The sequence below is a fragment of the Mycolicibacterium rhodesiae genome (assembly GCF_002086695.1).
Lineage (GTDB): Bacteria > Actinomycetota > Actinomycetes > Mycobacteriales > Mycobacteriaceae > Mycobacterium > Mycobacterium rhodesiae.
The window spans coordinates 43,892-70,087 of sequence record NZ_MVIH01000012.1 but is presented as its reverse complement, the minus strand read 5'-3'; the positions used below and the strand labels follow the sequence as shown (position 1 = coordinate 70,087).

General features: G+C 66.2%; 27 protein-coding genes. 11 read left to right on the top strand and 16 right to left on the bottom strand.

What is annotated here, in order from left to right; all coding sequences use genetic code 11:
* Nucleotides 1–70 precede the first annotated feature (70 nt).
* Nucleotides 71–850 carry a response regulator transcription factor gene (locus tag BST42_RS21625; protein WP_083121376.1) on the bottom strand — a complete coding sequence of 260 codons (780 nt, stop codon included), beginning with the start codon at nucleotides 848–850 and terminating at the stop codon, nucleotides 71–73.
* 369 nt (nucleotides 851–1,219) lie between these two features.
* Between BST42_RS21625 and BST42_RS21620 the strand changes: the two genes are divergently transcribed.
* Nucleotides 1,220–3,445: a SulP family inorganic anion transporter gene (locus BST42_RS21620; protein WP_083121375.1), complete on the top strand. Its 2,226-nt coding sequence runs from the start codon at nucleotides 1,220–1,222 to the stop codon at nucleotides 3,443–3,445.
* A 148-nt stretch (nucleotides 3,446–3,593) separates the two neighbouring features.
* Nucleotides 3,594–3,827 carry a hypothetical protein gene (locus BST42_RS21615; RefSeq protein ID WP_083121374.1) on the top strand — a complete coding sequence of 78 codons (234 nt, stop codon included), beginning with the start codon at nucleotides 3,594–3,596 and terminating at the stop codon, nucleotides 3,825–3,827.
* Between the two features lie 77 nt (nucleotides 3,828–3,904).
* On the opposite strand, the gene hemW is transcribed toward BST42_RS21615, so the two are convergent.
* Nucleotides 3,905–5,080: a radical SAM family heme chaperone HemW gene (gene hemW, locus BST42_RS21610; protein ID WP_083121373.1), complete on the bottom strand. Its 1,176-nt coding sequence runs from the start codon at nucleotides 5,078–5,080 to the stop codon at nucleotides 3,905–3,907.
* 84 nt (nucleotides 5,081–5,164) lie between these two features.
* On the opposite strand from hemW, the gene BST42_RS30460 reads away from it, so the two are divergent.
* The 4 genes from BST42_RS30460 (at nucleotide 5,165) to BST42_RS21595 (ending at nucleotide 8,466) form a co-directional block, all read left to right on the top strand.
* Nucleotides 5,165–5,266: an Ms4527A family Cys-rich leader peptide gene (locus BST42_RS30460; protein ID WP_353620050.1), complete on the top strand. Its 102-nt coding sequence runs from the start codon at nucleotides 5,165–5,167 to the stop codon at nucleotides 5,264–5,266.
* Nucleotides 5,267–5,387: 121 nt separating this feature from the next.
* Nucleotides 5,388–7,055 carry a nitrite/sulfite reductase gene (locus tag BST42_RS21605; protein ID WP_083121372.1) on the top strand — a complete coding sequence of 556 codons (1,668 nt, stop codon included), beginning with the start codon at nucleotides 5,388–5,390 and terminating at the stop codon, nucleotides 7,053–7,055.
* A complete protein-coding gene (locus BST42_RS21600) occupies nucleotides 7,052–7,765 on the top strand; it encodes a phosphoadenylyl-sulfate reductase (protein ID WP_083121371.1) in 714 nt (237 codons plus the stop codon). Before BST42_RS21605 ends, BST42_RS21600 begins: the two co-directional genes overlap by 4 nt.
* Nucleotides 7,762–8,466, top strand: a complete 705-nt coding sequence (locus BST42_RS21595) for a sirohydrochlorin chelatase (protein ID WP_110918712.1) — start codon at nucleotides 7,762–7,764, stop codon at nucleotides 8,464–8,466. Before BST42_RS21600 ends, BST42_RS21595 begins: the two co-directional genes overlap by 4 nt.
* On the opposite strand, the gene BST42_RS21590 is transcribed toward BST42_RS21595, so the two are convergent.
* From BST42_RS21590 to BST42_RS21570, 6 genes are all read right to left on the bottom strand, one after another.
* Nucleotides 8,463–9,485, bottom strand: a complete 1,023-nt coding sequence (locus BST42_RS21590) for a sulfate/molybdate ABC transporter ATP-binding protein (protein ID WP_207569550.1) — start codon at nucleotides 9,483–9,485, stop codon at nucleotides 8,463–8,465. The genes BST42_RS21595 and BST42_RS21590 overlap by 4 nt on opposite strands.
* A 22-nt stretch (nucleotides 9,486–9,507) precedes the next feature.
* Nucleotides 9,508–10,320, bottom strand: coding sequence for a sulfate ABC transporter permease subunit CysW (gene cysW / locus BST42_RS21585; RefSeq protein ID WP_083121368.1), 813 nt, complete (start codon nucleotides 10,318–10,320; stop codon nucleotides 9,508–9,510).
* Nucleotides 10,317–11,198 (bottom strand): sulfate ABC transporter permease subunit CysT, encoded by an 882-nt coding sequence (gene cysT / locus BST42_RS21580; protein WP_083121367.1) that lies wholly within the window; start codon nucleotides 11,196–11,198, stop codon nucleotides 10,317–10,319. Before cysT ends, cysW begins: the two co-directional genes overlap by 4 nt.
* Nucleotides 11,195–12,232: a sulfate ABC transporter substrate-binding protein gene (locus BST42_RS21575; protein WP_083121366.1), complete on the bottom strand. Its 1,038-nt coding sequence runs from the start codon at nucleotides 12,230–12,232 to the stop codon at nucleotides 11,195–11,197. Before BST42_RS21575 ends, cysT begins: the two co-directional genes overlap by 4 nt.
* Before the next feature lie 120 nt (nucleotides 12,233–12,352).
* Nucleotides 12,353–12,445 (bottom strand): Ms4533A family Cys-rich leader peptide, encoded by a 93-nt coding sequence (locus BST42_RS30455; RefSeq protein ID WP_353961514.1) that lies wholly within the window; start codon nucleotides 12,443–12,445, stop codon nucleotides 12,353–12,355.
* Between the two features lie 127 nt (nucleotides 12,446–12,572).
* Entirely contained in the window at nucleotides 12,573–12,767 is a 195-nt protein-coding gene (locus tag BST42_RS21570) for a hypothetical protein (protein ID WP_036344442.1), read from the bottom strand.
* Between the two features lie 109 nt (nucleotides 12,768–12,876).
* Here BST42_RS21570 and BST42_RS21565 point away from each other — a divergent pair, with 109 nt between their 5' ends.
* Entirely contained in the window at nucleotides 12,877–14,889 is a 2,013-nt protein-coding gene (locus BST42_RS21565) for a glycoside hydrolase family 15 protein (RefSeq protein ID WP_083121365.1), read from the top strand.
* Nucleotides 14,890–14,896: 7 nt separating this feature from the next.
* On the opposite strand, the gene BST42_RS21560 is transcribed toward BST42_RS21565, so the two are convergent.
* Nucleotides 14,897–15,343, bottom strand: coding sequence for a MarR family winged helix-turn-helix transcriptional regulator (locus BST42_RS21560; RefSeq protein WP_083121364.1), 447 nt, complete (start codon nucleotides 15,341–15,343; stop codon nucleotides 14,897–14,899).
* 69 nt (nucleotides 15,344–15,412) lie between these two features.
* Between BST42_RS21560 and BST42_RS21555 the strand changes: the two genes are divergently transcribed.
* Nucleotides 15,413–16,624, top strand: coding sequence for a multidrug effflux MFS transporter (locus BST42_RS21555; RefSeq protein WP_083121363.1), 1,212 nt, complete (start codon nucleotides 15,413–15,415; stop codon nucleotides 16,622–16,624).
* Nucleotides 16,625–16,673: 49 nt separating this feature from the next.
* Here the strand turns inward: BST42_RS21555 and BST42_RS21550 are convergent, their stop codons facing one another.
* The 3 genes from BST42_RS21550 to lepA all read right to left on the bottom strand — a co-directional run bounded on the left by BST42_RS21550 (nucleotide 16,674) and on the right by lepA (nucleotide 20,099).
* Nucleotides 16,674–17,384: a sensor domain-containing protein gene (locus BST42_RS21550; protein WP_083121362.1), complete on the bottom strand. Its 711-nt coding sequence runs from the start codon at nucleotides 17,382–17,384 to the stop codon at nucleotides 16,674–16,676.
* Nucleotides 17,385–17,424: 40 nt separating this feature from the next.
* Nucleotides 17,425–18,048 (bottom strand): sensor domain-containing protein, encoded by a 624-nt coding sequence (locus tag BST42_RS21545; protein ID WP_165760895.1) that lies wholly within the window; start codon nucleotides 18,046–18,048, stop codon nucleotides 17,425–17,427.
* A 140-nt stretch (nucleotides 18,049–18,188) separates the two neighbouring features.
* A complete protein-coding gene (lepA, locus tag BST42_RS21540) occupies nucleotides 18,189–20,099 on the bottom strand; it encodes a translation elongation factor 4 (RefSeq protein WP_083121460.1) in 1,911 nt (636 codons plus the stop codon).
* 67 nt (nucleotides 20,100–20,166) lie between these two features.
* Between lepA and BST42_RS21535 the strand changes: the two genes are divergently transcribed.
* Nucleotides 20,167–20,763, top strand: a complete 597-nt coding sequence (locus BST42_RS21535) for a type II toxin-antitoxin system PemK/MazF family toxin (RefSeq protein ID WP_110918716.1) — start codon at nucleotides 20,167–20,169, stop codon at nucleotides 20,761–20,763.
* Here the strand turns inward: BST42_RS21535 and BST42_RS21530 are convergent.
* Nucleotides 20,760–21,194, bottom strand: coding sequence for a CBS domain-containing protein (locus tag BST42_RS21530; protein WP_083121459.1), 435 nt, complete (start codon nucleotides 21,192–21,194; stop codon nucleotides 20,760–20,762). The genes BST42_RS21535 and BST42_RS21530 overlap by 4 nt on opposite strands.
* A gap of 119 nt (nucleotides 21,195–21,313) precedes the next feature.
* Here BST42_RS21530 and BST42_RS21525 point away from each other — a divergent pair, with 119 nt between their 5' ends.
* Complete coding sequence (locus tag BST42_RS21525; RefSeq protein WP_083121359.1) at nucleotides 21,314–22,318, top strand: aldo/keto reductase; 1,005 nt, start codon at nucleotides 21,314–21,316, stop codon at nucleotides 22,316–22,318.
* A gap of 3 nt (nucleotides 22,319–22,321) precedes the next feature.
* Here BST42_RS21525 and BST42_RS21520 read toward each other — a convergent pair whose 3' ends face one another.
* The 3 genes from BST42_RS21520 to glnT are packed head-to-tail and all read right to left on the bottom strand — an operon-like array spanning nucleotide 22,322 to nucleotide 25,100.
* Entirely contained in the window at nucleotides 22,322–22,993 is a 672-nt protein-coding gene (locus BST42_RS21520) for a TetR/AcrR family transcriptional regulator (protein ID WP_083121358.1), read from the bottom strand.
* Nucleotides 22,990–23,733, bottom strand: coding sequence for a creatininase family protein (locus BST42_RS21515; RefSeq protein WP_083121357.1), 744 nt, complete (start codon nucleotides 23,731–23,733; stop codon nucleotides 22,990–22,992). The genes BST42_RS21520 and BST42_RS21515 overlap by 4 nt, the downstream gene beginning before the upstream one ends.
* Nucleotides 23,733–25,100 carry a type III glutamate--ammonia ligase gene (gene glnT, locus BST42_RS21510; RefSeq protein WP_083121356.1) on the bottom strand — a complete coding sequence of 456 codons (1,368 nt, stop codon included), beginning with the start codon at nucleotides 25,098–25,100 and terminating at the stop codon, nucleotides 23,733–23,735. Before glnT ends, BST42_RS21515 begins: the two co-directional genes overlap by 1 nt.
* Nucleotides 25,101–25,339: 239 nt before the next feature.
* On the opposite strand from glnT, the gene BST42_RS21505 reads away from it, so the two are divergent.
* On the top strand, nucleotides 25,340–26,170 hold the full coding sequence (locus tag BST42_RS21505) for a ribonuclease Z (RefSeq protein ID WP_083121355.1): 831 nt from the start codon (nucleotides 25,340–25,342) through the stop codon (nucleotides 26,168–26,170).
* The last annotated feature ends 26 nt before the right edge of the window (nucleotides 26,171–26,196 follow it).

Genomic DNA, 26,196 nt, shown 5'->3' with positions numbered 1-26,196 from the left:
GATACCCAGATGACCAGGCGCCGGCGTAACGATCGCGGACGCCACCGCCTCTCGCCGTGGGTGGACGGCCTCACCGCTCTGGTCGCAGCATGTAGCCGACGCCGCGCACCGTATGGATCATCGGTTCGCGTCCGGCGTCGACCTTGCGGCGCAGATAGGAGATATAGAGGTCGACGATGCTGGACCGGCCGCCGAAGCCGTAATTCCACACTCGGTCGAGGATCTCGGCGCGGGTGACGGCACGGCGCGGGTTGCGCATCAGGTAACGCAACAGCTCGAACTCGGTGGTGGTCAGGGAGATCTGCTCGTCACCCCGGGTGACCTCACGGCTCGGGCCGTCCAGCACCAGATCGCCCACCTTCAGCACCTCATCCTCGGGCGCGGTGGTGGCCTTGGACCGCCGCAGAAGACCCCGCAACCGGGCGACCAGCTCCTCCAGACTGAACGGCTTGGTCAGGTAGTCGTCGGCACCCGCAGTCAGCCCCGTCACGCGGTCCATCACCGAGTCCCGCGCCGTCAGGAACAGCGTCGGCGTATAGCCCTCGGTCTCCCTCGTCATCTTGAGGATCTGCAGTCCGTCCGTGTCCGGCAGCATGATGTCCAGCACCAGCAGATCCGGCTCGAACTCCCGGAACTTCGACAAGGCGTCACGGCCGTCGCCCGCGGTCTCCACTTCCCAGCCCTCGTAGTGCAGGGCCATCTTGACCAGATTCGTCAGCGCCGGCTCGTCGTCGACGAGCAGCACGCGGATGGGCGAACCATCGGCGCGGGAGATGCGCGGAAGCTGACCGAGGATGGCCTGACGGGGGCGGAGGGGACGAGACGTCGACGGTGCGACCGGGATAGCCATACTTCGATTCTGGTGAAAACACATGAATCTGTCATGGACCCCATATCTGTTTCATATCTTGCCCGGTCGCAGTCCTGCTTAAGACGTTGTCGTATTGCGTTCGCGGCCAGAGCATTCCGCAATCATCTGTTAGACGCGACACATTTCGGTCACAACTCGGCCGCACCGAGTGTCCGCAGATATGGATCCGGTATGGATTCCTTGAAGGCGATCTGTCACCACACCTACTGTCGCGCTTGTGAATTCGTTCCGCCTCGGCGGTGCGGTTCGTGAATCGACTGTCAATTAATAGATCTCGCACACGCAGACAGGAGTCTGGCCTTGCAGCGTTCAACTGCGCCACTTGAGGGTTCGCAAGACCCGGGCAGGATGTCCACCCTCCTGCGCTACGACCTACCGGCCTCGCTGGTGGTGTTCCTGGTGGCCTTACCGCTGTCCTTGGGTATCGCCATCGCCTCCGATGCACCGGTACTGGCGGGGCTGATCGCGGCGATCGTCGGCGGTGTGGTTGCCGGCGCGCTGGGCGGATCGCCGCTGCAGGTCAGCGGTCCCGCCGCCGGACTGACGGTGATCGTTGCGGGCCTGGTGGCCGAATTCGGCTGGGCCGTGACCTGTGCCATCACCGTCTGCGCAGGCATCCTCCAGGTACTTCTGGGGGTCAGCCGGGTCGGCCGAGCAGCGCTGGCGATCTCACCGATGGTGGTGCACGCCATGCTGGCCGGTATCGGCGTCACGATCGCACTTCAGCAGGTCCACGTCCTGCTGGGCGGCAGCTCCGAGAGCTCGGCCTTGCGCAACATCACCGAACTGCCCGGTCAGCTGCTTGCCGCTGATCACGCCGGGTTGGCCGTTGGGCTGCTGGTGATCGGGATCCTGGTGAGCTGGCGCTGGATGCCCGCGAAAATTCGCAAAGTGCCCGGACCTCTGGTCGCGATCGTCGTCGCCAGCGCGGTGTCGGTGCTGTTCGCGATGAATGTGCCGCGCATTCAGCTCAACGGTTCGCTGCTCGATGCGTTGAAGCCGCCGGGCCTGCCGGACGGCAACTGGGGCGCGTTCGCGACGGGCGTAATCACCGTCGCCCTCATCGCCAGCGTCGAGAGCTTGCTCACCGCGGTTGCCGTGGACCGCATGCAGGACGGCCCGCGGTCGAATCTGAACCGCGAACTCGTGGGGCAGGGCGCCGCCAACGTCGTCTCGGGTGCGGTCGGCGGACTCCCCATCACGGGTGTGATCGTCCGCAGCTCGGCCAATGTGACCGCCGGCGCCAAGACCCGCGCGTCGGCGATGCTGCACGGTGTGTGGGTTCTGGTCTTCGCGCTGCCGTTCGCCGGGTTGGCCCAGCAGATCCCGACCGCAGCGTTGGCCGGGCTGCTGATCGTCATCGGCATTCAGCTGGTCAAGCTCAGCCACATCAAGACCGCACGCCGAACCGGCGATATCGCGGTCTATCTGGTGACGATCACCGGGGTGGTCTTCCTCAACCTGCTCGAAGGCGTCCTGCTCGGGCTGGCGCTGGCGGTTGTGCTGACCGTCTGGCGGGTGGCGCGCGCCAGGATCCATGCCCAGCCCGCCGATGATGACGACGACAACAACGATTGGCGCGTCGCCGTCGAAGGCTCGGCCACGTTCCTGTCGCTGCCCCAGCTGCACAAGACACTGGCGTCGGTGCCACCCGGTGTGCGCGTCACACTGGAGATTTCGGTGGATTTCATCGACCACGCTGCACACCAGGTGATCGAGGACTGGCAACGCCAGCACGAAGCCTCGGGCGGCACCGTTCTGGTGCAGGAAGTCGGTTCTGTCGAACTGAGCAGCGCACTGGACGGGCCGCCGCAGCGCGCCTTCAGCATGATCGACAAGCGGCTCGGCATCGTGCCGTGGAGTTCGTGGCAGGACCCGCTGACCACCAACGGCCACGAACGGCGCGACACCCCGCCCCAGTCGGTTCTCGACGGCCTCGAGGTCTACCACCGCAGAACCGCTCCCCAAATACGGCCGCACATGGAGAAATTGGCGCACACGAACACGGCCGAGACACTGTTCATCACGTGCACCGACGCACGGATCGTGCCCAATGCGATCACCAGCAGCGGGCCGGGTGACCTGTTCACCGTGCGCAACGTCGGCAACCTGGTGCCCGCCGACCAGCACGACCATTCTGTGGAAGCGGCGATCGCCTTCGCGGTGGGCAGGCTGAGCGTGTCGTCGATCGTCGTCTGCGGTCATTCCGGCTGCGGCGCAATGCATGCCGCGCTGCGGGAACAGGGCGTCACCGCGCAGCACCCACCCGGCGAGGAACACCTCCGGTCCTGGCTGAAGTACGCCCAACCGGCCCTGGACGCCTTCGACGAGGGTCGGCACCCGATCGCGCAATCGGCCGCCGATCAGGGTTTCAACACTGCCGACCAGCTGAGCATGGTCAGTGTTGCCGTCCAGGTGGACACCCTGGTGCGTCACCCGCTGATCCGCGATCTGCATCAGCAGGGCCGGCTGAAGGTCATCGGCCTGTTCTACGACATCGGCAGTGCCCAAGTTCTGCATGTCGAGCCCACCCCTGCCCTGTCGTTGCAGACCAACGGGATTGCTGTCCGATGATTGAGTTCAATTGGCCGTCAATAGATTTGACTCTGATATGAACTCCGTGACTGGCTCGCCGGCAGCACATAGAGTTGAGTTATCGGGCAGAGTCAACGAAAACCTAATCCCCCCAAGGTTTCTCTCCCGGAAGAAGAAAGGACGATCAATGACGATCAAACTCCGCCACCTCGCCCCGCTCGTCGCCGCCGGTGCCGCGGCGCTTGCCGTCAGCCTCGCGCCGAGCGCAGGCGCATCGCCCAACCCGATGGACTGCATGGACAGGGGTGGCGCCACCATGTGCCAGAAGCAGGGCCACGCAAGAATTCACGCCACACCTCCGGTCATGTCGCCTCAGCAGGCGTTCGGGTACAACGGCATCCCGATGTGGGCGCTGGGCTAACCGGCAGGTATGCCGGGCAAGGCCGCGGGATGTGCCTACCCCCCAAGGCTCCCCCGCGGCCTTGCCGCGTCCGGCCCTCAGTCGTCGAGGAGGTCGCGCACCACGGCGTCGGCCAGCAGCCGGCCGCGGTCGGTGAGCAGCAACCGCTCCCCGGTCCGCGTCAGCAGCCCGTCGTCCACCGCCCGGCCCGCGCGCAACTGTTCGGACTCGGTCAGCGCGGCGACCGGCAACCCGGTGCGCAACCTGATTCCCAGCAGCACGTTCTCGATGTGACGGGCCTCGGCATCGAGACGCTCGAAATCTGCCACCGGCAGCCGCCCGTCAGCCAGCAGCTCGGCATAAGTGTTGGGGTGCTTGACATTCCACCACCGAGTGTCACCGACGAACCCGTGGGCTCCGGGACCCGCACCCCACCACTGCCCACCGTTCCAGTAGCCGATGTTGTGCAGGCACTCACCGCCCGGACGACTCCAATTGGACACCTCGTACCAACTCAGCCCCGCCGCCGCCAACCGCTGATCGAGCATTTCGTAGCGGTGCGCGAGCACGTCGTCGTCGGGTTCCTCGATCTCGCCGCGGCGCACCCGGCGGGCCAGCGCCGTACCATCCTCGACCACCAAGGCGTAGGCCGAGATGTGGTCGACGCCGGTGCTCAGCGCGGCATCGACCGAACGCGCCAGATCGTCGTCGGACTCCCCCGGTGTGCCGTAGATGAGGTCGATGTTGACGTGCTCGAAGCCGGCCGCCATCGCCTCCGCAGCGGCCTGCAGGGGCCGTCCCGGCGAGTGGGTCCGGTCCAGCACCGCCAGCACCCGTTGCGCGGTCGACTGCATGCCGAGTGACACCCGCGTGTAGCCGGCGGCGCGGATCTCGGCGAAAAACGCCGGCGACGTCGACTCCGGGTTGGCCTCGGTGGTGACCTCCGCCTGCGCGGCCACGGTGAAGCTGGCGCGGATTGCGTCGAGCACCGCGGTCAAGCCCTCGCCCCCGAGCAGCGACGGGGTGCCGCCGCCGACGAAGACCGTGTCGACAGGCACTTCCCCGAGCATGGCGGCGGTCAGCTCCAGTTCCGAGCGCAGCGCGGTCAGCCAGCCCTTCGGCGATGCGCCGCCGAGCTCGGCGGCCGTATAGGTGTTGAAGTCGCAGTACCCGCACCGCGTGGCGCAGAAGGGCACGTGCACATAGATGCCGAACGCCGTGCCGGGCGTCAGGGCGAGTTCCGGTAGGGCGGCCGGGGCGGGACGGACCGACATCGCTCCAGTGTCGCAGAGCCGACTTTTGCTCACCGCGAGCCAAAATTTGGCCCGGTTAGAGCTATCGACGCCGTTCGTGGCACAATGGCTCGCATGTCCGCCCCCCAGAACCTGCGCCGTGTGGCACTGGTGGCTCGGCGGCATGTGGATTTCAAGCGCGTCTGTACCTGTTGTTGTCTGGCTTGACGCCGTAGACCCGCCCACCTGTACCTCAGCTGGCCGACCGGATCTGCGCCGCCGGAAAACAGCTCACCGGTGGATTCGCGCGATTCGAACGCCAGCTCCTTGACATCGAGGAGCACATTTCATGAGTCAGCCGACAAAGGCGCCCAAGTCGCGCAGTGAGGGCCAGTGGGCGCTCGGCGACCGCGAGCCGCTGAACCCCAACGAGCAGTTCAAGAAGGAAGACGACGCGCTCAACGTCCGCGATCGCATCGAGAACATCTACGCCAAGCAGGGCTTCGCCAGCATCGACAAGACCGACCTGCGCGGCCGCATGCGCTGGTGGGGCCTGTACACGCAGCGCAAGCCGGGCTATGACGGCACCTGGACCGGTGACGAGAACACCGACATGCTCGAAGACGAGTTCTTCATGCTGCGGGTGCGCAGCGATGGTGGTGCTCTGACTACCGCCGCGCTGCGTACCCTCGGCGGCATTTCGACGGAGTTCGCCCGTGATACCGCCGATATCAGCGACCGCGAGAACGTGCAGTACCACTGGATCCGGGTCGAGGACATGCCGGAGATCTGGCGCCGCCTCGATGAAGTGGGTCTGCAGACCACCGAGGCGTGCGGCGACTGCCCACGCGTTGTGCTTGGCTCTCCGCTGGCGGGCGAGTCGCTCGAGGAGGTCATCGACGGCACGCCCGCGATCAACGAGATCGTCAAGCGCTACATCGGCAAGCCGGAGTACTCGAACCTCCCCCGCAAGTTCAAGACCGCCATCAGCGGCCTGCAGGACGTGGTGCACGAGGTCAACGACGTCGCCTTCATCGGGGTCAACCACCCCGAGCGCGGTCCCGGTTTCGATCTGTGGGTCGGCGGCGGTCTGTCCACCAATCCGATGCTCGGACAGCGCGTCGGCGCGTGGGTGCCGCTCGACGAGGTGCCCGACGTTTGGGAGGCCGTGGTCAGTGTGTTCCGCGACTACGGCTACCGGCGGTTGCGCGCTAAGGCGCGGCTGAAGTTCCTGATCAAGGACTGGGGCGTCGAGAAATTTCGTGAAGTCCTCGAAACCGAGTACCTGAAGCGGCCCCTGGTGGACGGGCCCGCACCCGAGCCGGTCGTTCGCCCGATCGACCACGTGGGTGTGCAGCGGCTCAAGAACGGGCTCAACGCGGTCGGGGTGGCACCGATCGCGGGGCGTGTGTCGGGCACCATTCTCACGAAGGTCGCCGACCTGGCCGAGTCGGTCGGCTCCAACCGCGTCCGGTTCACGCCGTACCAGAAACTGATCGTGCTCGACGTTGCAGACGACAAGCTCGACGAGCTCCGTAGTGGTCTCGACGCCCTGGGTCTGCCGTCAACCCCGTCGCACTGGCGTCGAAACCTGATGGCCTGCACCGGAATCGAGTTCTGCAAGCTGAGTTTCGCCGAGACCCGGGTGCGCGCTCAGAGCCTGGTGCCCGATCTGGAGAAGCGGCTCGAGGACATCAACTCCCAACTCGACGTCCCGGTCACGGTCAACATCAACGGCTGCCCCAACTCGTGCGCGCGGATCCAGATCGCCGATATCGGCTTCAAGGGTCAGATGATCGACGACGGTGACGGCCCCGAGGAAGGGTTCCAGGTTCACCTGGGCGGCAGCCTTGGGCTGGACAGCGGATTCGGGCGCAAACTGCGTCAGCACAAGGTGCTCTCCACTGAGCTCGGGGACTACATCGAGCGGGTCGTGCGCAACTTCGTGAAACAAAGAAACGACGGCGAGCGTTTCGCCCAGTGGGTTGTCCGGGCAGAGGAAGAGGAATTGCGATGAGCATTGGGGTGGATCGAGTGACCGAAGCTGAGCTTCGCGAGCTGGCGGCACAAGGCGCTGCCGAGCTGGCCGATGCCAGTGCTGTGGAGCTGCTGGCCTGGACCGACAAGCACTTCGGCGGTGACTACGTCGTCGCCTCCAACATGCAGGACGCGGTGCTGGTCGATATGGCCTCGAAGGTGCGCCCCGGCGTGGACGTGCTGTTCCTCGACACGGGCTACCACTTCGCCGAGACGATCGGTACCCGCGACGCGGTCGAGGCGGTGTACGACATCCACGTCGTGAACGTCACCCCGGAGCACAGCGTGACCGAGCAGGATCAGCTGCTGGGCAAGGACCTGTTCGCCAGCAACCCGGGCGAATGCTGCCGGCTCCGCAAGGTGGTGCCGTTGCGCAAGGCGCTAGGCGGATACGCCGCCTGGGTCACCGGCATCCGGCGGGTCGAGGCACCCACTCGCGCCAACGCGCCGCTCATCAGCTTCGACGAAGGCTTCAAGCTGGTGAAGATCAACCCGCTGGCCGCGTGGAGCGATGAGGACATGGACGCCTACATTCAGGCCAACGGCGTGCTGGTGAACCCGCTTGTCGAGGAAGGTTATCCGTCGATCGGCTGCGCGCCGTGCACGGCCAAGCCGGTCGAGGGCGCCGACCCGCGTAGCGGACGCTGGCAGGGCCTGGCGAAAACCGAATGCGGGCTTCACGTTTCGTGACGCTCATCCTCACCGCGCACGGCAGCGCCGATCCGCGCTCCGCGGTGACCACGTACGCGGTGGCCGAGCGTATCCGGGCGCGGCGGCCCGAGCTTGAGGTACGGGTTGCGTTCTGCGAGAAACACGCCCCGAACCTCACTGACGTGCTACGGACACTCGACGGCCCGGCGGTCGTCGCCCCGCTGCTGTTGGCGAGTGCCTACCACGCCCGGGTCGACATCCCGGCGATGATCGCCGAAACCGGCGCCGACGTGATCCAGGCCGAGACGCTCGGCGAAGATCCGCGCCTGCTGGCTGTCATGCGGGAACGCTTGGCGGAGCACCAGATTCATCAATTCGAGCGCGGACTCGGCGTGCTGGTGGTGGCGGTGGGATCCTCCCGTACCGCCGCCAATGACCGCACCGCGGCGCTCGCCGACAGGTTGGGCCGCGGCACCCGGTGGTCGGGAGTGCAGGTCGCCTACGCCACCGGTCCCCAGCCGTCGGTACAGGACGGAATCGAAATGCTGCGCGAACGCGGTGCGCGGCGGATCGTGGTGGCGCCGTGGTTCATTGCGGCCGGCCGCATCACCGACCGGGTGGCCGCGATCGCCGATGCCGCAGGCCTGTCCATGGTCGCCCCGCTGGGCGCGCACCGACTGGTTGCCGAGACGGTCCTGGACCGGTTCGATGTCGCGGTGGCGAACCGGGTCGCAGCCTAACTGGCCGCGACCTGAACCTCGCCGGCGATCGGCGGGACCCGGGTGGCTCGCACGTAGACGGTGTCGCCCTCTTTCAGCCCCAGCGCCTCGGCGTCGCCTCGGGTGATCTGCGCGGTGAACGGGGCACCGTTGGTGGCGCTGGTCAATTCGACGCGCACCTCGAAGCCCAGATACACGACCCGGTCGATCGTGGCACGGGTGACTCCGGTGGACTCGGCTGTGCCGTCCCCCGCCGCGATGGCCATCTCCGGATTGCGGCCGACCCGAATATCGTGCGGGCGCACCAGGATTCCGTTGAGCGACGACACCGTGCCGAGGAACGACATGACAAACGCGTTGGCCGGGCTGTCGTAGACGTCGGTCGGTGAGCCGACCTGCTCGATGCGGCCCTTGTTGAGCACAGCGATCCGGTCGGCGACGTCCAGCGCCTCGGCCTGGTCGTGGGTCACGAGCACGGTCGTGACATGCACCTCGTCGTGCAGGCGCCGCAGCCAGGTCCGCAGATCGTCGCGGACCTTGGCATCCAGCGCGCCGAACGGCTCGTCGAGCAGGAGCACCTCGGGGTCGACGGCCAGCGCGCGGGCCAGCGCCATCCGCTGACGCTGACCACCGGAAAGCTGGTTGGGATACCGGGTTTGGAAGCCGGCGAGTCCGACCACCTCGAGCAGCTCGTCGACCTTTGCCTTGACCTCGGCCTTCGGCTTCTTGCGGATCTTGAGTCCGAACGCGACGTTGTCGCGCACGGTCAGATGCTTGAACGCGGCATAGTGCTGGAACACGAATCCGATTCCGCGTCGCTGCGGGGGCACGTTGGTGACATCACGCCCGTTGATCGTGATGGTGCCGGTGTCGGGTTGGTCCAGTCCGGCGATGGCACGCAGCAGCGTCGATTTTCCCGATCCACTGGGGCCCAGCAGTGCGGTCAGCGACCCGGCAGGCACCACGAAATCGACGTTGTCGAGTGCGGCAAAATCGCCATACCTCTTGTTCGCGCCGGTGACGGTGATGGCGTTGGTCATGAGAGTCGTTCTCCTAGTGGGATTACTCGCTCGCCTTGGCCCGCCGGGCATCCAGGATCACCTGGACGACCAGGACCAGTACCGCGACGGCCATCAAGAGTGTCGAGACGGCGTAGGCGCCGTACTCGGCACCACGGCTGTAGCGGTCGGAGACCAGCAGGGTCAGGGTTTGTGACGTGCCGGGCAGGTTGGAGGACACCATGATCACCGCACCGTATTCACCGAGGGTGCGAGCGACCGTGAGCACGATGCCGTAGGTCAGACCCCACCGGATCGACGGCAGAGTGATCCGCCAGAACGTCTGCCACCAGCTGGATCCCAGGGTGGCCGCGGCCTGCTCCTGATCGGTGCCGAGCTCGTGCAGAACGGGCTCGACCTCGCGGATCACGAACGGAACGGTGACGAAGATGCTGGCCAGCACGATGCCGGGGAGACCGAAGATGATCTTCAGGCCGATGCTGTTCTCGACGAACCCGAACAGTCCGGCACTGCCCCATAACAGGATCAGCGCCACGCCGACGACCACCGGCGACACGGCGAACGGCAGGTCGATGACGGCTTGCAACGCCGACTTGCCGCGGAACTTGTTGCGTGCCAGCACCAGCGCGGTCGGTACGCCAAAGATCACGTTGAGTGGAACCACGATCGCCACCACCAGCAGCGACAGCTGCAATGCCGAAATCGCTGCGGGCGTGGTGATGTTTTCGACGAACGCACCGAAGCCGGGCGCGAAGGTGCGCCACAGGATCAGGCCGACGGGCACCAGTACCAACACCAAGATGTAGGCCAGCGCGATGTAGCGCGTCAGGAAGCGCACCAGTGGAGACAGGATCATGCCGACAGCTCCTCCCGCTTGGCGGCGCGTGAACCGACGGCGCGCAGGATGAACAAGACGATGAACGAGACCACCAGCAACACAATCGAAATGGCGGCCGCACCGGTCCGGTCGTCGTTTTCGATCAGCGTGCGGATCCACTGCGAGGAGACCTCGGTCTCCCCCGGTACCGCTCCACCGATCAGGACCACCGAGCCGAACTCGCCGATCGCGCGCGAGAACGCCAGACCGGCGCCGGACAGCAGCGACGGCAGCAACGCGGGCAGTATGACCTTGGTGAAGATGACGAAGTTCGTCGCGCCAAGCGACGCGGCGGCCTCCTCGACCTCGCGGTCGAGTTCGAGGAGCACGGGCTGAACCGAACGCACCACGAACGGCAGCGTTACGAACAGAAGGGCAACGCCCACACCCCATTTGGTGTGTTGTAGGTGCAGGTCGACCGGGCTGTTGGGCCCGTAGAGCGCGAGCATGACCAGGCTCGCGACGATCGTGGGCAACGCGAACGGCAGGTCGATCACAGCGTCGACCAGCCGCTTACCCGGGAAGTCATCGCGGGTGAGCACCCACGCGACCAGGAGCCCGAACACCGCGTTGACGACGGTGACGCCGATCGAAATCGTGAGCGTCACCTTGAACGACTCCAGCGCGGCGTTGGAGGTGACGGTCACCCAGAATGCGTGCCAGCCGCCCTTGGCCGACTGCCAGACGATCGCGGCCAGCGGCAGTAGGACGACGACGCTCAGCCAGATCGACGCGGCACCGACCCGCAGGCTGGTGGTCCCGTGCCTGCGGGCCAGGAAGCCGGACGGCCCGCCCGGCTCACTCGGGGTGAGCTCGGGCCGGATCGCTTGAGGATTTGGCTCGATAGCTGCTGTCATCCAGTGGCCTGCTTGTAGATCTTCGTAATGGTGCCATTGTCTTTGTCAAACAGTGCGGGATCCACCTTGCTCCAGCCACCGAGATCGGCGATCGTCCAGAGTTTCTGCGGCGTCGGGAAGTCGGTGGCGAAATCAGCAGCCACCGACGGATCGACAGGACGGAAACCGGCCTGCGCCCAGATCTTCTGGCCCTCCGGGGTGAACAGGTAGTTGTTCAGCGCGGTCGCCTTGTCCAGGTGGGCACTGGTGGTCACCACCGCCACCGGGTTCTCGATCTTGAACGTCTGCGGCGGGATGATGTGCTCGACGGGCTTGCCCTGCCGCTCGGTGTTGATCGCCTCGTTCTCGTAGCTGATCAGCACGTCTCCGGTGCCCTGCAGGAAGACGTCGGTGGCCTCCCGGCCCGAACCCGGCCGGGTCTTGACATGCTCGGTCACCAGCTTGGTGACGAAGTCGAGACCGGCCTGCTCGTCCTGGCCGCCATTGCTCTTGGCGGCGTAGGGCGCCAACAGGTTCCACTTCGCCGACCCCGAACTCAGCGGGCTGGGTGTGACCACCTCGATGCCGGGCTGCAACAGGTCGTCCCAGTCCTTGATGTTCTTCGGGTTGCCCTTGCGTACGACCAGAGAAACGACCGAACCGAACGGGATGCCCTGGGTGGTGGACTTGTTCCAGTCGGCGGCCACCTTGTTGGCCTTGACCAGGCGGGTGACATCGGGCTCGACGGAGAAGTTCACGATGTCGGCCGGCTTGCCTTCCACCACGCCACGCGACTGGTCACCTGAGGCGCCGTAGGACGTCGTCACTGCGACGCCCTTGCCCTCCGGAGTGGCGGCGAAGGCCGGGATGATCTTGCTCCAGCCGGGCTCAGGCACGGCGTACGCGACCAGAGTGAGGGTGGTGTCGGCCTTCGGCTGGTTGCCGCCACCGGGAACGTCGCTGGTCCCGCCGCCGCAGGCGGCGAGCATCGTTGCGGTCGTCGCCAGCGCAAGAGCGGTACTCCACCGGCGACCGGGAAGATGAATCTTGGGCATTGCTTGCCTTTCTCATTGCGGGTTACGGGCGAATTGAGCCCCGTCGCAACGGAATGGCGATGTTGGACAACGAAATGTCAACGACCATCACCGACACCAGACCGCGGACGGGTAAGGGTGTCAGCGACAACAAGCAATATCAGCAACGGCCAAGGTACCGACGGCAATGAGGGCCAAGATGTGGCCCTCGCCGTAACCGGTCGCCGAATGCATGGCGCGAAGCTTAACAGAGTTCCGGTGGACGACCAGCGGAGGTATCAGCGGTTGACCAGCCACAGCACGATGATCAAGACCAGCAGGACTACCAGGGCGAGCGTGACGCGTGATCGTGGCATCCCGCTCACTCCTGCCGCCGGTCAGCGTGGCGCACCCGGCGCACCAGTCGCATGCCATTGCCGAGGAGTGCATCGATCACCACCGCTATGACGTACGCCAGCAGCAGAACCACGGGCATCACGATGATGGTCTGAACGACGAAACCCAGCCCGGACAACCACAGTTCGACGCCGTCCCACCAGCTCAGCACTCCCTGCATTGCTCCAGCGTAGGCGGTGGCCGTCTACCGGTCTTTGCCGCGGTAACAGCAAAGCCACGGATCAGGGCATAAGTAGACGGCAACCGGGTCGGCGTTCGATGATGTCCAGATGGTCCTCCAAGCCCAGCCAGCCGGTGAGAACACCGACGCCGTGCGCGTCCAGGCGCCCGCGCCGTTGTCCGTGACCGCCCCGGTGCCCTATGCCTCGCCGGCTGCGCTGCGCAACCCGTTCCCGCCGATCGCGGATTACGGCTTCCTCTCCGACTGCGAGAACACCTGCCTGATCTCGTCGGCGGGCGCCGTCGAGTGGTTGTGCGTGCCTCGACCGGACTCCCCCAGCGTGTTCGGGGCCATCTTGGACCGCGGGGCCGGGCATTTCCGGTTGGGCCCCTACGGGGTGTCGGTTCCCGCGGCCCGCCGCTATCTGCCAGGCAGCCTCATCCTGGAGACCACCTGGCAGACGCATACCGGCTGGCTGATCGTGCGCGAAGCACTGGTGATGGGCCCGTGGCACGACATCGAAACCCGGTCACGGACGCACCGGCGGACCCCGATGGACTGGGATGCCGAGCACATCTTGCTGCGCACGGTGCGCTGTGTGAGCGGCACGGTCGAGGTGGTCATGAACTGTGAACCGTCCTTCGACTACGGCCGGGTCAATGCCGCCTGGGAGTACTCGGCCAACGCCTACGGCGAGGCGATCGCACGGGCCAGAAAGGATCCAGACGCGAATCCCACGCTGAGGCTGACCACCAATCTGCGCATCGGCCTCGAAGGCCGCGAAGCACGCGCGCGCACCCGTCTCAAGGAAGGCGACAACGTCTTCGTCGCACTGTCCTGGTCGAAGCATCCGGCGCCGCAGACGTACGAAGAAGCTGCCGACAAGATGTGGCAGACCAGTGAGGCGTGGCGTCAGTGGATCAACATCGGCGACTTCCCCGACCATCCGTGGCGATCGTATCTACAGCGCAGCGCGCTCACCCTCAAAGGTCTGACGTACTCCCCGACCGGCGCACTACTGGCCGCGTCCACCACGTCGCTGCCGGAAACGCCTCAGGGCGAACGCAACTGGGACTACCGCTACGCATGGGTGCGGGATTCGACGTTCGCGTTGTGGGGCCTCTACACACTCGGCCTGGACCGTGAGGCCGACGACTTCTTCGCCTTCATCGCCGACGTCTCCGGCGCCAACAACGGCGAGCGGCACCCCCTGCAGGTGATGTACGCCGTCGGCGGCGAACGGGAGTTGGTCGAGGAGGAGCTGCACCACCTGTCCGGCTACGACAACGCCCGCCCGGTGCGCATCGGTAACGGCGCATACAACCAGATGCAGCACGACATCTGGGGCACCATGCTGGACTCGGTGTACCTGCACGCCAAGTCGCGTGAACAGATCTCCGATCAGTTGTGGCCGGTGCTCAAGGAGCAGGTCGAAGAGGCGATCAAGCACTGGAGGGAACCCGACCGGGGCATCTGGGAGGTGCGCGGCGAACCGCAGCACTTCACTTCCTCGAAGGTGATGTGCTGGGTGGCGCTCGATCGTGGCTCGAAGCTGGCCGAATTGGTCGGCGAGAAGAGCTACGCACAGCAGTGGCGGGCGATCGCCGAGGAGATCAAGGCCGACATCCTGACGCACGGCGTCGACGACCGCGGCGTGCTCACCCAGCGCTACGGCGACGACGCTCTGGACGCGTCACTGTTGCTGGTGCCGTTGGTGCGGTTCCTGCCGTCGGACGACCCGCGGGTGCGGGCCACCGTCCTGGCGATCGCCGACGAGCTCACCGAGGACGGGCTGGTGCTGCGCTACCGCGTCGAGGAGACCGACGACGGCTTGTCCGGTGAGGAGGGGTCGTTCACGATCTGCTCGTTCTGGCTGGTGTCTGCGCTGGTCGAGATCGGCGAGGTCAGCCGCGCCCGACATCTGTGCGAACGGCTGCTGTCCTTCGCCAGCCCGCTGCATCTGTACGCCGAGGAGATCGAACCGCGCACCGGCCGGCATCTGGGCAACTTCCCGCAGGCGTTCACCCACCTGGCCTTGATCAACGCCGTGGTGCACGTGATCCGCGCGGAAGAAGAGGCCGACAGCACGGGCGTGTTCCAGCCGGCCAACGCCCCGATGTAATCAGAGGTCAGCCCAGCCGGTCATCCATCAACGCCGCCTCGACCCGTTCGAGCAGCGCCTTCGCGGCCGCGGCACCGTGGCGTTCCCCCCGCAGGCCGGTCTCCAGCAGCTGAGCCCACTGCCGCCGCAGGCGCTTGAGGTTCTCGGCAGCCCTATCGGTCGGGTACAGATTCACGCCGCGCGCGTCATGCGGATCGGCACGGCGTTCGACGAAACCGCGATTCTCCAGGCTTCGCAGCGCGGTGGACATATTGCTGCGCTGCAGGCCGGTCGCCCGAGCGAGGTCACTGGGCGTGACGCCCGGGTGGTGGTCGATGTGCCGCATCACGTGGGCTTCCGACGCCGTCAGCTCGACGATGTCGGCATCGGACGCGGCTGCGGTGTCGAGGCGCAGTCGCAGCTCTCGCGCCACTCCGATGATCGCCTCGGCGAGATCGGCCAATTCACCATCCATGGACAAATCCTAGCGCATTAGTTATTGTCTGATAGTTATTTCCTCATAACTACCTTGAGGGGTTCTCGCATGATGACCGCCACCCGGGACGCCCAGCGCCACGAGACCGCCATCTCGCCGTGGCTGCTGGTGGTACTCGCGCTGCTCAACGCGGTCGCACCGGTAGCTACCGACCTCTACCTGCCCGCCTTCCCCGAGATGACCGCCGAATTGCAGGCCAGCGCCACGGCCGTGCAGCTGACGCTGACGGCGTTCCTGCTCGGACTGACCTTCGGCCAGTTGTTGTTCGGCCCCTTGTCCGACCGGCTCGGCCGGCGCAACCCGCTGATCGTCGGGGCGCTGCTGTGTGTTGTGGCCAGCGTCGTCGCGGCAACGGCCCCCAACATCGCCATCCTCATCGCGGCGCGGTTCGCCCAGGGCTTCACCGGCGCCGCGGGCATGGTGATCGGTCGCGCGGTGATCTCCGACCTCGCCGTCGGTAAGAGCGCGGGGCGCGCGTTCAGCCTGATGATGATCGTCGGCGGCGTGGCGCCGGTGGTCGCCCCGTTCGCCGGCGGATTGCTGGTCGGCCCTGTCGGCTGGCGCGGCATCCTCTGGGTGGTCTGCGGGCTCACGGTGGCCATGCTGGCCGCGACCATCGCCGTGGTGCGTGAGTCACACCCCGCTCATCGCCGGGCTGAATTGAAAGCCGATGCCGCTCAGGGAACCTCACCGTGGTCAGCCCTTCGGTCAAGGGCCTACATCGCCAACACCCTGGCGTTCGCGTTCGGCTTCGCGGTGATGATGGCCTACATCTCGGCCTCACCGTTCGTCTACCAGGTGATGGTGGGGCTGACTCCGACGCAGTACGGCGTCGCGTTCGGCATCAACGCACTGGGCATCGTCAGCGTCAGCTCGCTCTCGGCGCGGCTCAACCGGCGCATCCCCACCGCGACGCTGTTGGGTGTGGGCCTGGGCCTGACCATGGCCGCCACGCTGGTCCTGCTCGCTCTGGTCCTCACCGGGGCACCCGCATGGTTGATGCCCATCCCGATTTTCGTGGCCGTCGCATCCCAGGGCCTGATTCTCGGCAATGCCACCGCGCTCGCCCTGGCCGCCGTCCCCCGTGCGGCCGGTACCGGGTCGGCCGGCCTCGGCGCGCTGCAATTCGGTCTCGGCGCAGCCGTCTCACCGTTGGTCAGCCTGGGCGGGGAGCACACCGCGTTGCCGCTGGCGGTGGTGATGGTGACCCTGGCGGCGCTGGCACTGGCAGCCTTCCTCGTCGGCCGCCGGGTCAGGTGACTCTAACAGCCTGAAATCCGTTGCAGGGCAAGGCCGTAAGTGGACAAGGTCATTTCTTGACCGCGTTCTTGATCATGTCCGCCGCGATGGTCCTGGCTTCGTCGGTGATGGAATTGCTACACGCCCACGCCTCGACGACCACGTTGGACGCCGAGGTCAGTGCGTGCTGGCAGCCCCATCCGCCGGCGTTGCGCTGAGTGGAGACCTGGGTCAGGATCTCGCCGCTCACGTCGGCGGTGTCGATCTTCCAGGTCGAATGCACGTCCGAGTTGTCGATGTCGATGGATGTGCCGCCGCATTTCTGCCACGTGGTGCGAGATTTCTCGACGAACGCCGCGGCTTTCGCGGCCGACGGGAAGAGCACCACGATCTGTTCGACCCAGTGTTCATTGTCGGCGGTCGGCTCCTGGAGGACTTGGTCGCGGAGGGCGGACCAGTCGCTGCCTTGGTAGACAAGCTGTTCCGCGCCGTAGATCGCCGCGAGGCAGTCGACGTCGGACACACCGTCGGAGTTGTCGCTCATGTTCTGCGAGGACCCGGTCACCCGGATGCCGGTGGCACCCATGATGCCGTTCACCTCGCCAGCGGTGAGCAACACGCGGTCGAGATCGGACTCGGTGAGGGTGGGGACGTCAAGGGAATCGGGGGCGGCACTCTGGTCGCGCAGTGCCGTACCCCCGACGGTGGACACGCATCCGGACAACAGCGCGCTGACCAGGACGGCGGCACAAGATACGGGCACCCGGCTCACGCACGACATTGTCCCCCGGGCGGCCCATTCCGGTGGCTCAACGACGGGATCATCGTCCGTGGTCGACCTTGTCCAGCATCGTCCTCGCCAGGCTCACGGCCCGCTCCGCGGGCCGCCGCTGACCACCGGTGACCGCGGCGTCCACGTCGACCACACAATCGGCCGCCAGCCCAATAGCGCGCTCGGTGGGGAACGACGCATCCCCCTGGTTGTCGGAGTTGATCACCGTTGCCGACAGCGTCGGGCCGTCGACTTTCACGTTGGTGACCTTCTGGCGCATCTCGGCGCCGGGCGGGTCGGGCAGGGCGGAGCGCACCGTCTTGCCTTCGCACGCCTTCCACTGGGTGACGAACGCACCGAACATCCGTTGCGCCTCGGCATTGGACGCGAATTGGACGACACCGGCATCCACGCTGGAAACGGTCTGTCCGCCGCCGAAGTTCGAGAATTCCTGCCAGGCCGCCCGACGGACGTCACCCACCTCGTACACCACGCGCATGAAGGGCGTGGCAGGTCCCAGACATTCGATCGGGTCGGCGGCCGCATTGTCGCGAATTCCGTTGGGCAGAACATCGATTCCGCCGACGGTTGGAGGCTCGCTGTCGGACAACGGGTTTCCCGCGGCCCGGCTGACCTCTGCTCCAGTGGGCAACACCTCAGCCAGATCGCGCAACACAACACCCTGGTCTTGGCGCGCCCCAGACCCGTCTACCGTGCTCGTACAACCCGCCAGCACGGCGATGCCGACCACGGCACCAACAATCGATCGCCCCCGAACGACAGCTTGGTCGCGTGTGATTGAGCCCTCGCCCCCTACTTCTTGGCCTTGTCCCCGGACTTGTCCCCGGCGGAGTCAGTGGACAGCGCGGCGACGAACGCCTCCTGGGGAACGTCCACCCGACCGATCGTCTTCATCCGCTTCTTGCCCTCTTTCTGCTTCTCCAGCAGCTTGCGCTTACGGGTGATGTCACCGCCGTAGCACTTGGCAAGAACGTCCTTGCGGATCGCTCGAATATTCTCGCGGGCAATGATTTTGGAGCCGATCGCCGCCTGCACCGGCACCTCGAACTGCTGGCGCGGGATCAACTCCTTGAGCTTGGTGGTCATCTTGTTGCCGTAGGCCTGCGCCGAATCTTTGTGCACGATCGCGCTGAACGCGTCAACGGCCTCACCCTGCAGCAGGATGTCCACCTTCACCAGCGCCGCCTCCTGCTCACCGGACTCTTCGTAGTCCAGGCTGGCGTACCCACGGGTGCGCGATTTCAACGCGTCGAAGAAGTCGAAGATGATCTCGCCCAACGGCATCGTGTAGCGGAGCTCGACGCGTTCGGGCGAAAGATAGTCCATGCCACCGAGTTCGCCGCGCCGCGACTGGCACAGCTCCATGATGGTGCCGATGAACTCACTGGGCGCGATGAGCGTGCATTTCACCACCGGCTCGTAGACCTCGCGAACCTTGCCCTCGGGCCAGTCCGACGGATTGGTCACGATCAGCTCGGTGCCGTCGTCCTTGATCACCCGGTAAACCACGTTGGGCGAGGTGGAGATCAGGTCCAGGTCGAACTCGCGCTCGAGCCGTTCCCGGGTGATCTCCATGTGCAGCAAGCCGAGGAAGCCGCACCGGAAGCCGAACCCCAACGCCACCGACGTCTCCGGCTCGTAGGTCAACGCCGCGTCGTTGAGTTGCAGCTTGTCCAGTGCCTCACGCAGATTCGGATAGTCCGAGCCGTCGACCGGATACAGCCCCGAATAGACCATCGGCTTGGGCTCGCGGTACCCGGTCAGCGCTTCGGTGGCGCCGTGCCGCGCGGTGGTCACCGTGTCACCGACCTTGGACTGCCGAACATCCTTCACCCCGGTGATGAGGTAGCCGACCTCGCCGACGCCGAGGCCGTCACTGGGTTTCGGTTCGGGTGAGACGATGCCGACTTCGAGCAGCTCGTGAGTGGCGCCGGTGGACATCATCTTGATCCGCTCGCGCGGGTTGAGCTTGCCGTCGACCACTCGGACGTAGGTCACAACGCCGCGGTAGATGTCGTAGACCGAGTCGAAGATCATTGCTCGCGCCGGAGCGTCGGCGTCCCCGACCGGTGCGGGGATCAGCCGGACCACTTCGTCGAGCAGCTCGGGCACACCCTCACCGGTCTTCCCGGACACCCGCAGCACGTCATCGGGCTCGCAGCCGATGATGTGGGCGATCTCGGCGGCGTACCGATCGGGGTCGGCGGCGGGCAGATCGATCTTGTTCAGCACCGGAATGATCGTCAGGTCGCGATCCAGCGCGAGGTAGAGGTTCGCCAGGGTCTGGGCCTCGATGCCCTGGGCGGCGTCGACCAGCAGCACCGCGCCCTCGCAGGCCTCCAGCGCACGAGACACCTCGTAGGTGAAGTCGACATGGCCAGGCGTGTCGATGAGGTGCAGCACGTAATCGGTGTCCCCGACTTTCCAGGGCAGCCGCACGTTCTGCGCCTTGATCGTGATGCCGCGTTCGCGCTCGATATCCATCCGGTCGAGGTACTGGGCACGCATGTCGCGGTCGGCGACCACACCGGTGATGCCGAGCATCCGGTCGGCCAGCGTGGACTTGCCATGATCGATGTGAGCGATGATGCAGAAGTTCCGAATCTGCGCCGGCGCAGTGAACGTCTTGTCGGCGAAGCTACTGATGGGAAATCTCCTGCTCGGGTGGTGATTCGAGGGGGCCCTCGGGTCTGTCCAGCGTATCGAGTTCCTCCCGGGCGGACACAATCGCGCGCCGCAGCGCGCTCGTGATCCGCCTATGCTCGTCAGAATGGCGTCGCAGTGGAGGACGTTTCAGAGACTCGCGGAGCACCTCGTCTTCAACGAGGCGCCCAGGTTCATTCGGCAGTTGCCGATCGCGCAGGCCGTGCCGCGGACCATCCAGCAGGGCCTCAAGCTGGGCCTCGAAGTTCTGGTGGCCAGCACGACCCCGATCGACCAGCCCGCCGCGATCACTGCGGGCCGCCCGGTCACGGACAACAGTGTCCCGACCGCGCATCGGGCCCGCAGGCTGGTCTATGCGCCCGATCTCGACGGTCGGGCTGACCCCGGCGAGGTGGTGTGGACCTGGGTGGTCTACGAGGACGACCCGACCAAGGGCAAGGACCGCCCGGTGCTGGTCGTCGGCCGGGACCGCCGGACCCTGCTGGGTCTGATGCTCTCCAGCCAGGCCCATCACGCCGAGGACCGCAACTGGATCGCGATCGGCTCGGGCGGGTGGGACTACGACGGCCGCCCCAGCTGGGTGCGGCTGGACCGGGTGCTCGACGTCCCCGAGGAGGGCATCCGCCGCGAGGGCGCGATTCTCGATGAGTCCACCTTCGAGCTGGTCGCGGCGCGGCTGCGTGCCGAATACTCCTGGAGCTAGCCGCCCTGGGTGATGTAGGCCTGCAGATGCTGCTGCTCGGCCTGCAGCTGCTCCATCCGGTTCTTCACCACGTCCCCGATGCTGACGATTCCGACCAGCCGCCCGCCCTGCATCACCGGCACGTGCCGCACCCGGTTGTTGGTCATCAGCGCGCTCAGGTCGTCGATCTGGTCGTCGGGTGAGCACGTCACCAGGACTTTGCTCATGATGTCGGCGACCGCGCTGCGGAGCAGGTCCGGGCCGTGATCGTGCAGCGTGCGCACGACGTCGCGCTCCGAGACGATGCCCACCACGCCGCCGTCGGGGCCGACGACGACCATCGCGCCGATGTTATGGATGACCAGCTCGGCCAGCAGGCCGGTGACTGTGGTGGTCTCGGTGACCGTGGCCACCGTCGTTCCCTTGCTTCGAAGGATGTCGGCGATACGCATCGCCACCCCCTTGTGATGGATGTCACACCAGGCTAAGGGTTGTGAGGGCGCCGGGGAAGTAAACCGCAGTGGTTGCGTTGAGACAAAACAGGCCGACGACGAGAAAACAGGAGATCTGCATGAGCACCTTGCCGAAGACCGAGTTGGGCGACGGCTTGACGGTGAGCGCGATCGGATTCGGCGGCATGGCGCTGACGCCGGTCTACGGAGCCGTTGACGACACCGAATCGTTGGCGACGCTGAACCACTGCCTGGACGTCGGGATGACCTTCATCGACACCGCCAACGTCTACGGCGGGGGCGCCAACGAGCGACTGATCGGCCAGGTGCTGGCCGGCCGCCGCGACGAAGTCACGCTGGCGACGAAGTTCGGGATCGACGGCGATCCGACGACCGGCAAGCTCAAGGCCCGCGGCGACGCGGAGTACGTGCGGCGCTGCGTCGACGAGAGCCTGGGACGCCTCGGCACCGACGTGATCGACCTCTATTACATGCATCGTCGCGACGTGTCGCTGCCGATCGAGGAGACCGTCGGCGCCATGGCCGAGCTGGTCGCCGCGGGCAAGGTGCGCCACCTTGGCCTGTCGGAGGTGACCGCTGACGAGTTGCGCGCGGCGGTCGCCGTACACCCGATCGCCGCCGTCCAGAGCGAATGGTCGATCTGGAGCCGCGACGTCGAACGCAATGTGGTGCCGGCGGCTGCCGAACTCGGCGTCGGCTTCGTGCCGTATTCGCCACTGGGACGCGGATTCCTCACCGGGACGATCCGGTCGGCGGCCGACCTGTCGTCAGCCGGGGACTTCCGTAGCCGCATCCCGCGCTTCGCCGAAGACGTACTCGACGCCAATCTTGCCGTGGTGCAGGTGGTTACTTCCATCGCCGAGGAAGTGGGCGCGACGCCGGCGCAGGTGGCGCTCGCCTGGCTGCGGCAGCGCGCCGAGGTCCTCGGCGTGGCGTCGGTGCCGATCCCGGGCACGCGGCGGGCTGCGCGGGTCGACGAGAACGCGGCATCGCTGTCGGTCACGCTCAATCCCGACCAGGTGGTGGCACTGGAGGCTGCGGGCGCAAGCGTGTCGGGCCACCGGTCCATCGATCCCGATTGGGTGTCATCGGCACGAGAGTGACGGTCAGTCCGCTTGGGAATGAACGACTTTCAGCACCAGCGCGGCGTCGTCGAAGTTAGCGGCCTGAGCACTGATCCGGCCGATCTCGCTGGGCCGCTTGAGCAGTCCTCGAACCGAGATGATGGCGACCTGTTCGGCGACTCTGACCGCCTCGGTCACCCTGTCGCTCTCGTCGGTGTGCAAGCGGGTCCGCTTCTGCGCGCCCTCGTCGAAGTTCAGCAGCAGCCCGGCCGTTTCCTCCCGGTCGCAGTCGATGAACTTGCCCTCCGCGATCGCCGCACCGATCAGGTCGGACACCCAGTCTTTGAGCCGCTCGTAGTCGGTCCAGAACTGGTGGAAGTCGGCGCGCTGGTCATGGGCGATGCGCTGGATTTCGTTGAAGTCGATCGGCGAGAGCGCCAACTGGATGGTGTCGAAGCGCAACAGCCGGTAGAGCTTGACTGCCGGTGATCCCGAACCGGCACCGACTTCGGCGATGAACTTCAGCGGCGCACGGTTCACCAGCAGCGTCTCCCCCAGCAGCTGCTCCTTGTTGCGGAACCAGTAGTACAGCGACGACTGCTGCAGGCCGACGGCCCGCGCGATATCGCTCATCGTGGTTTGCGCGTAACCCTTTTCGGAGAACAGCCGGGTCGCGGCGTTGATGATTCCGGCGCGCGGCGAGGTCTTCGTCATTCCAGCGGTGGGACCTCACTGTGCGCGCGCATCACAACGTCGCGGGCCGCGGCCACGACGTCGGCCCACAACTGCAGGCCGTAGCTCTTCGACGCCCGCGACGGGTACCCGGTCACTCCGTTGGTGGAGACCTGCTGGACGGGATAGCGGAACACCGTGCCGGCGGTGCGGTCGGGGTCGTCGGCATCGCGCATCGCGTCGACGTCGACCAGTTCCGGCCGAACCGCCAGCATCAGCGAGGTTTCTGCGGCATTGGCGTGCCAGTCGAGCGCGTCCTCGGTGGCTCGCCGCGCGATGTCAGGTGTCAGGTCCCACCACTGCATGACGCCGATGCGGCGGTCGGGATGGTGTCTGCGGAATCGGTCGCAGGCCAACCACAATGGCGCGCTGTTGCCGACGTGACCATTGACGAACAGGACGCGGCGCACGCCGGAGTCCGCACACGCCTCGGCGACCCGCACTGCCGTCGTCGCGGTCTGGTCTCCGTCGAACGCCACCGTGCCGGGCAGTGCGGTCCCGTGAAAGAAGCTGGCGCCGAACGCGATCGCAGGCAACACCACAGCGTGGTCGCCGGCGGCTGCCTCGGCGACAGCGGTCGCCATGATCGTGTCGGTGCCCACCGGCAGATGCGGCCCATGCTGTTCGGTGGCGCCGACGGGAATCAGCGCCACGGTGTCCGGGTCGGCGGACAGCCGTTGGGCGATCTGCACCGAGTTGAGGTCTTCCCAGCGATTGCTCATCAGAAGAACCGTAGGTAGCGCTCGGATTCCCACGACGAGACGTGTGCGTTGTAGGAATCCCACTCGAGCTTCTTCTCGGAGACGAACGAGTCGTACATTGCCGAACCGAACACGCTGCGCACCAGTGGGTCTGCCTCGATCGCATCGATCGCCTCACCGAGTGAGCGGGGCAGCCAGGTGATACCGCGCTCGACCAGGTCGGGCTCCGAAAGCCGGTAGAGGTTGTCGCGGTTGGGCGCACCGGGGTCGAGTCCCTCCCGGATCCCTTCCAGCCCGGCGGCCAGCATCAGCGCCGCACCCAGATAAGGGTTGTTGGCGCTGTCGGCGGCGCGGCATTCGACGCGGCCGCCGCCCCGAGGGATCCGCAGCATGTTGGTGCGGTTGTTGTCGCCGTAGCAGGCGAAGATCGGTGCCCACGTCAGCCCGGACATGCTGCCCTGCTTGACCAGTCGCTTGTAACTGTTGACCGTCGGCGCGATGACCGCGCAGATCGCCGGTGCGTGGCGCAACACGCCGGCGATGAACTGGTAGCCGAGCCGGGAAAGCCCGCAGCCGTGCGGATCGTCGGTGGATTCGAAGAGGTTGGTCCCGTCTGCGTCGGCCAGTGACATGTTGTAGTGCGCTCCGCTGCCCGTCCGATCGGCGAAGGGTTTCGGCATCCAGGAGGCGAACAGTCCGTGCTTGCGGGCGATCTCGCCGACCATCATCCGGAAGAAGACGAACCGGTCGGCCATCGACACCGCGTCGGTGTAGGTGAAGTCGGTCTCGAATTGTCCGTTTCCGTCCTCGTGGTCGAAAGAGTAGACGTCCCAACCCAGTTCGTTCATCGCCGCGACGATCTCGTCGACAACGCCGAAGTTGTGCAGCATGCCGCGCAGGTCGTAGCAGGGTTTGTCCAGGTTGTCGTCCGGGCTGGCCGGCTCCGGCGCCCCGTTGCGGTCGGACAGGAGGAAGAACTCCGTCTCGATCCCGAGGTTGAAGGTGTAGCCCAACGTTGCCGCCTCGGCGGTGACCCGCTTGAGGATCTGACGGCTACACGACTCGAACGGGGTGTCACCGACCCAGAGATCGCCGGGGAACCAAGCGATCTCGCGATTGAACGGCATGACGATCGCCGCGTCGAGGTCGGGGTGCGGCGCGACCTCGTCGTCGTTGACGTCCTGCGGCACCCCGTCCAGGGCGGCCCCGGTGAACATCTCCGACCCGTTCGCGGCCTGCTCCAAATGGCCCAACGGCACCATTTTCGCCTTCGGCTTGCCGTGCATGTCGACGAAGCTGATCGCCGCATAGCGGACTCCCGCGGCGGTCAGCTTCTCGGCGACCTCACGGACGTCGGTGTGCGCCTGCCCGTTGAGCGTGCTTGTCATCTGTTCCCTTTCTCACTGGTCGACGCCACCGTAGCCACGCTCTGTAACCGCACTGTTTCGAACCAGTGAATGACCTATTGAAAGTCCACCGCCCGCAATGGCCGTGAACTGAGCAGTTGGTACGAATTCCCAACCGAGGACTGTCAATAGGTCATTGAAAGGAGGCTGGGCGGCGAAACCCGCCATGCCGGGGGCCAATTGCCCCCGAGCCGCCGCCCGGCAGGGTAGTAATTAAGCCCATGATCGACGTCACGCTGCTCGGCACCGGAAGCCCGATGGTCGACCCCAATCGCGCCGGGCCGTCAACGCTGGTCAAAGCCGGTGACTCGCTGTTCCTGGTGGACTGCGGGCGCGGGGTGCTGATGCGGGCCGCCGCGGCGGGCGTCGGCGCCGCCAACATCACCGCGCTGCTCCTCACCCATCTCCACAGCGACCACATCACCGACCTGTCCGATGTGATCACCACCCGCTGGGTCACCACCTTCGTGCCCACCCCGCTGCCGATCATCGGCCCGCCCGGCACCAAGGCCGTCGTCGACGCGACGCTGGCGGCGTTGGCACCCGACATCTCCTACCGTATCGGCCACCACCCCGACATCACCGAACCTCCGTCGATTCAGGTGCACGAGTACGCCTCGGGTCAGGTGTGGGACGACGGCGGAGTCCGGATCACCGCGGCGCCCACCGACCACCGTCCGGTCGAGCCGACGCTCGGTTTCCGCATCGAACATGACGGGGTCGCGGTGGTGCTGGCCGGTGACACCGTGCCCTGCGCCGGGCTCGACGATCTCGCCAAGGGGGCGAACGCCCTGGTGCACACCGTGATCCGTGCGGATCTCGTCGAGCAGATGCCGGTTCAGCGGATCCGGGACATCCTCGACTATCACTCGTCGGTCGAGCAGGCCGCCGCGACGGCGGCCCGCGCCGGGGTCGGCACACTGGTGCTCACCCACTATGTACCTCCTCTCGTGCCCGGCCAGGAGGACCAGTGGCGCGCCAAGGCGGCGACCGAGTTCAGCGGCCCGGTGGAGATCGGCAACGACCTTCTTCAGGTTTCCGTCGGGAACTAGCCGTCGGGAACTAAGTAGCCCCGTCG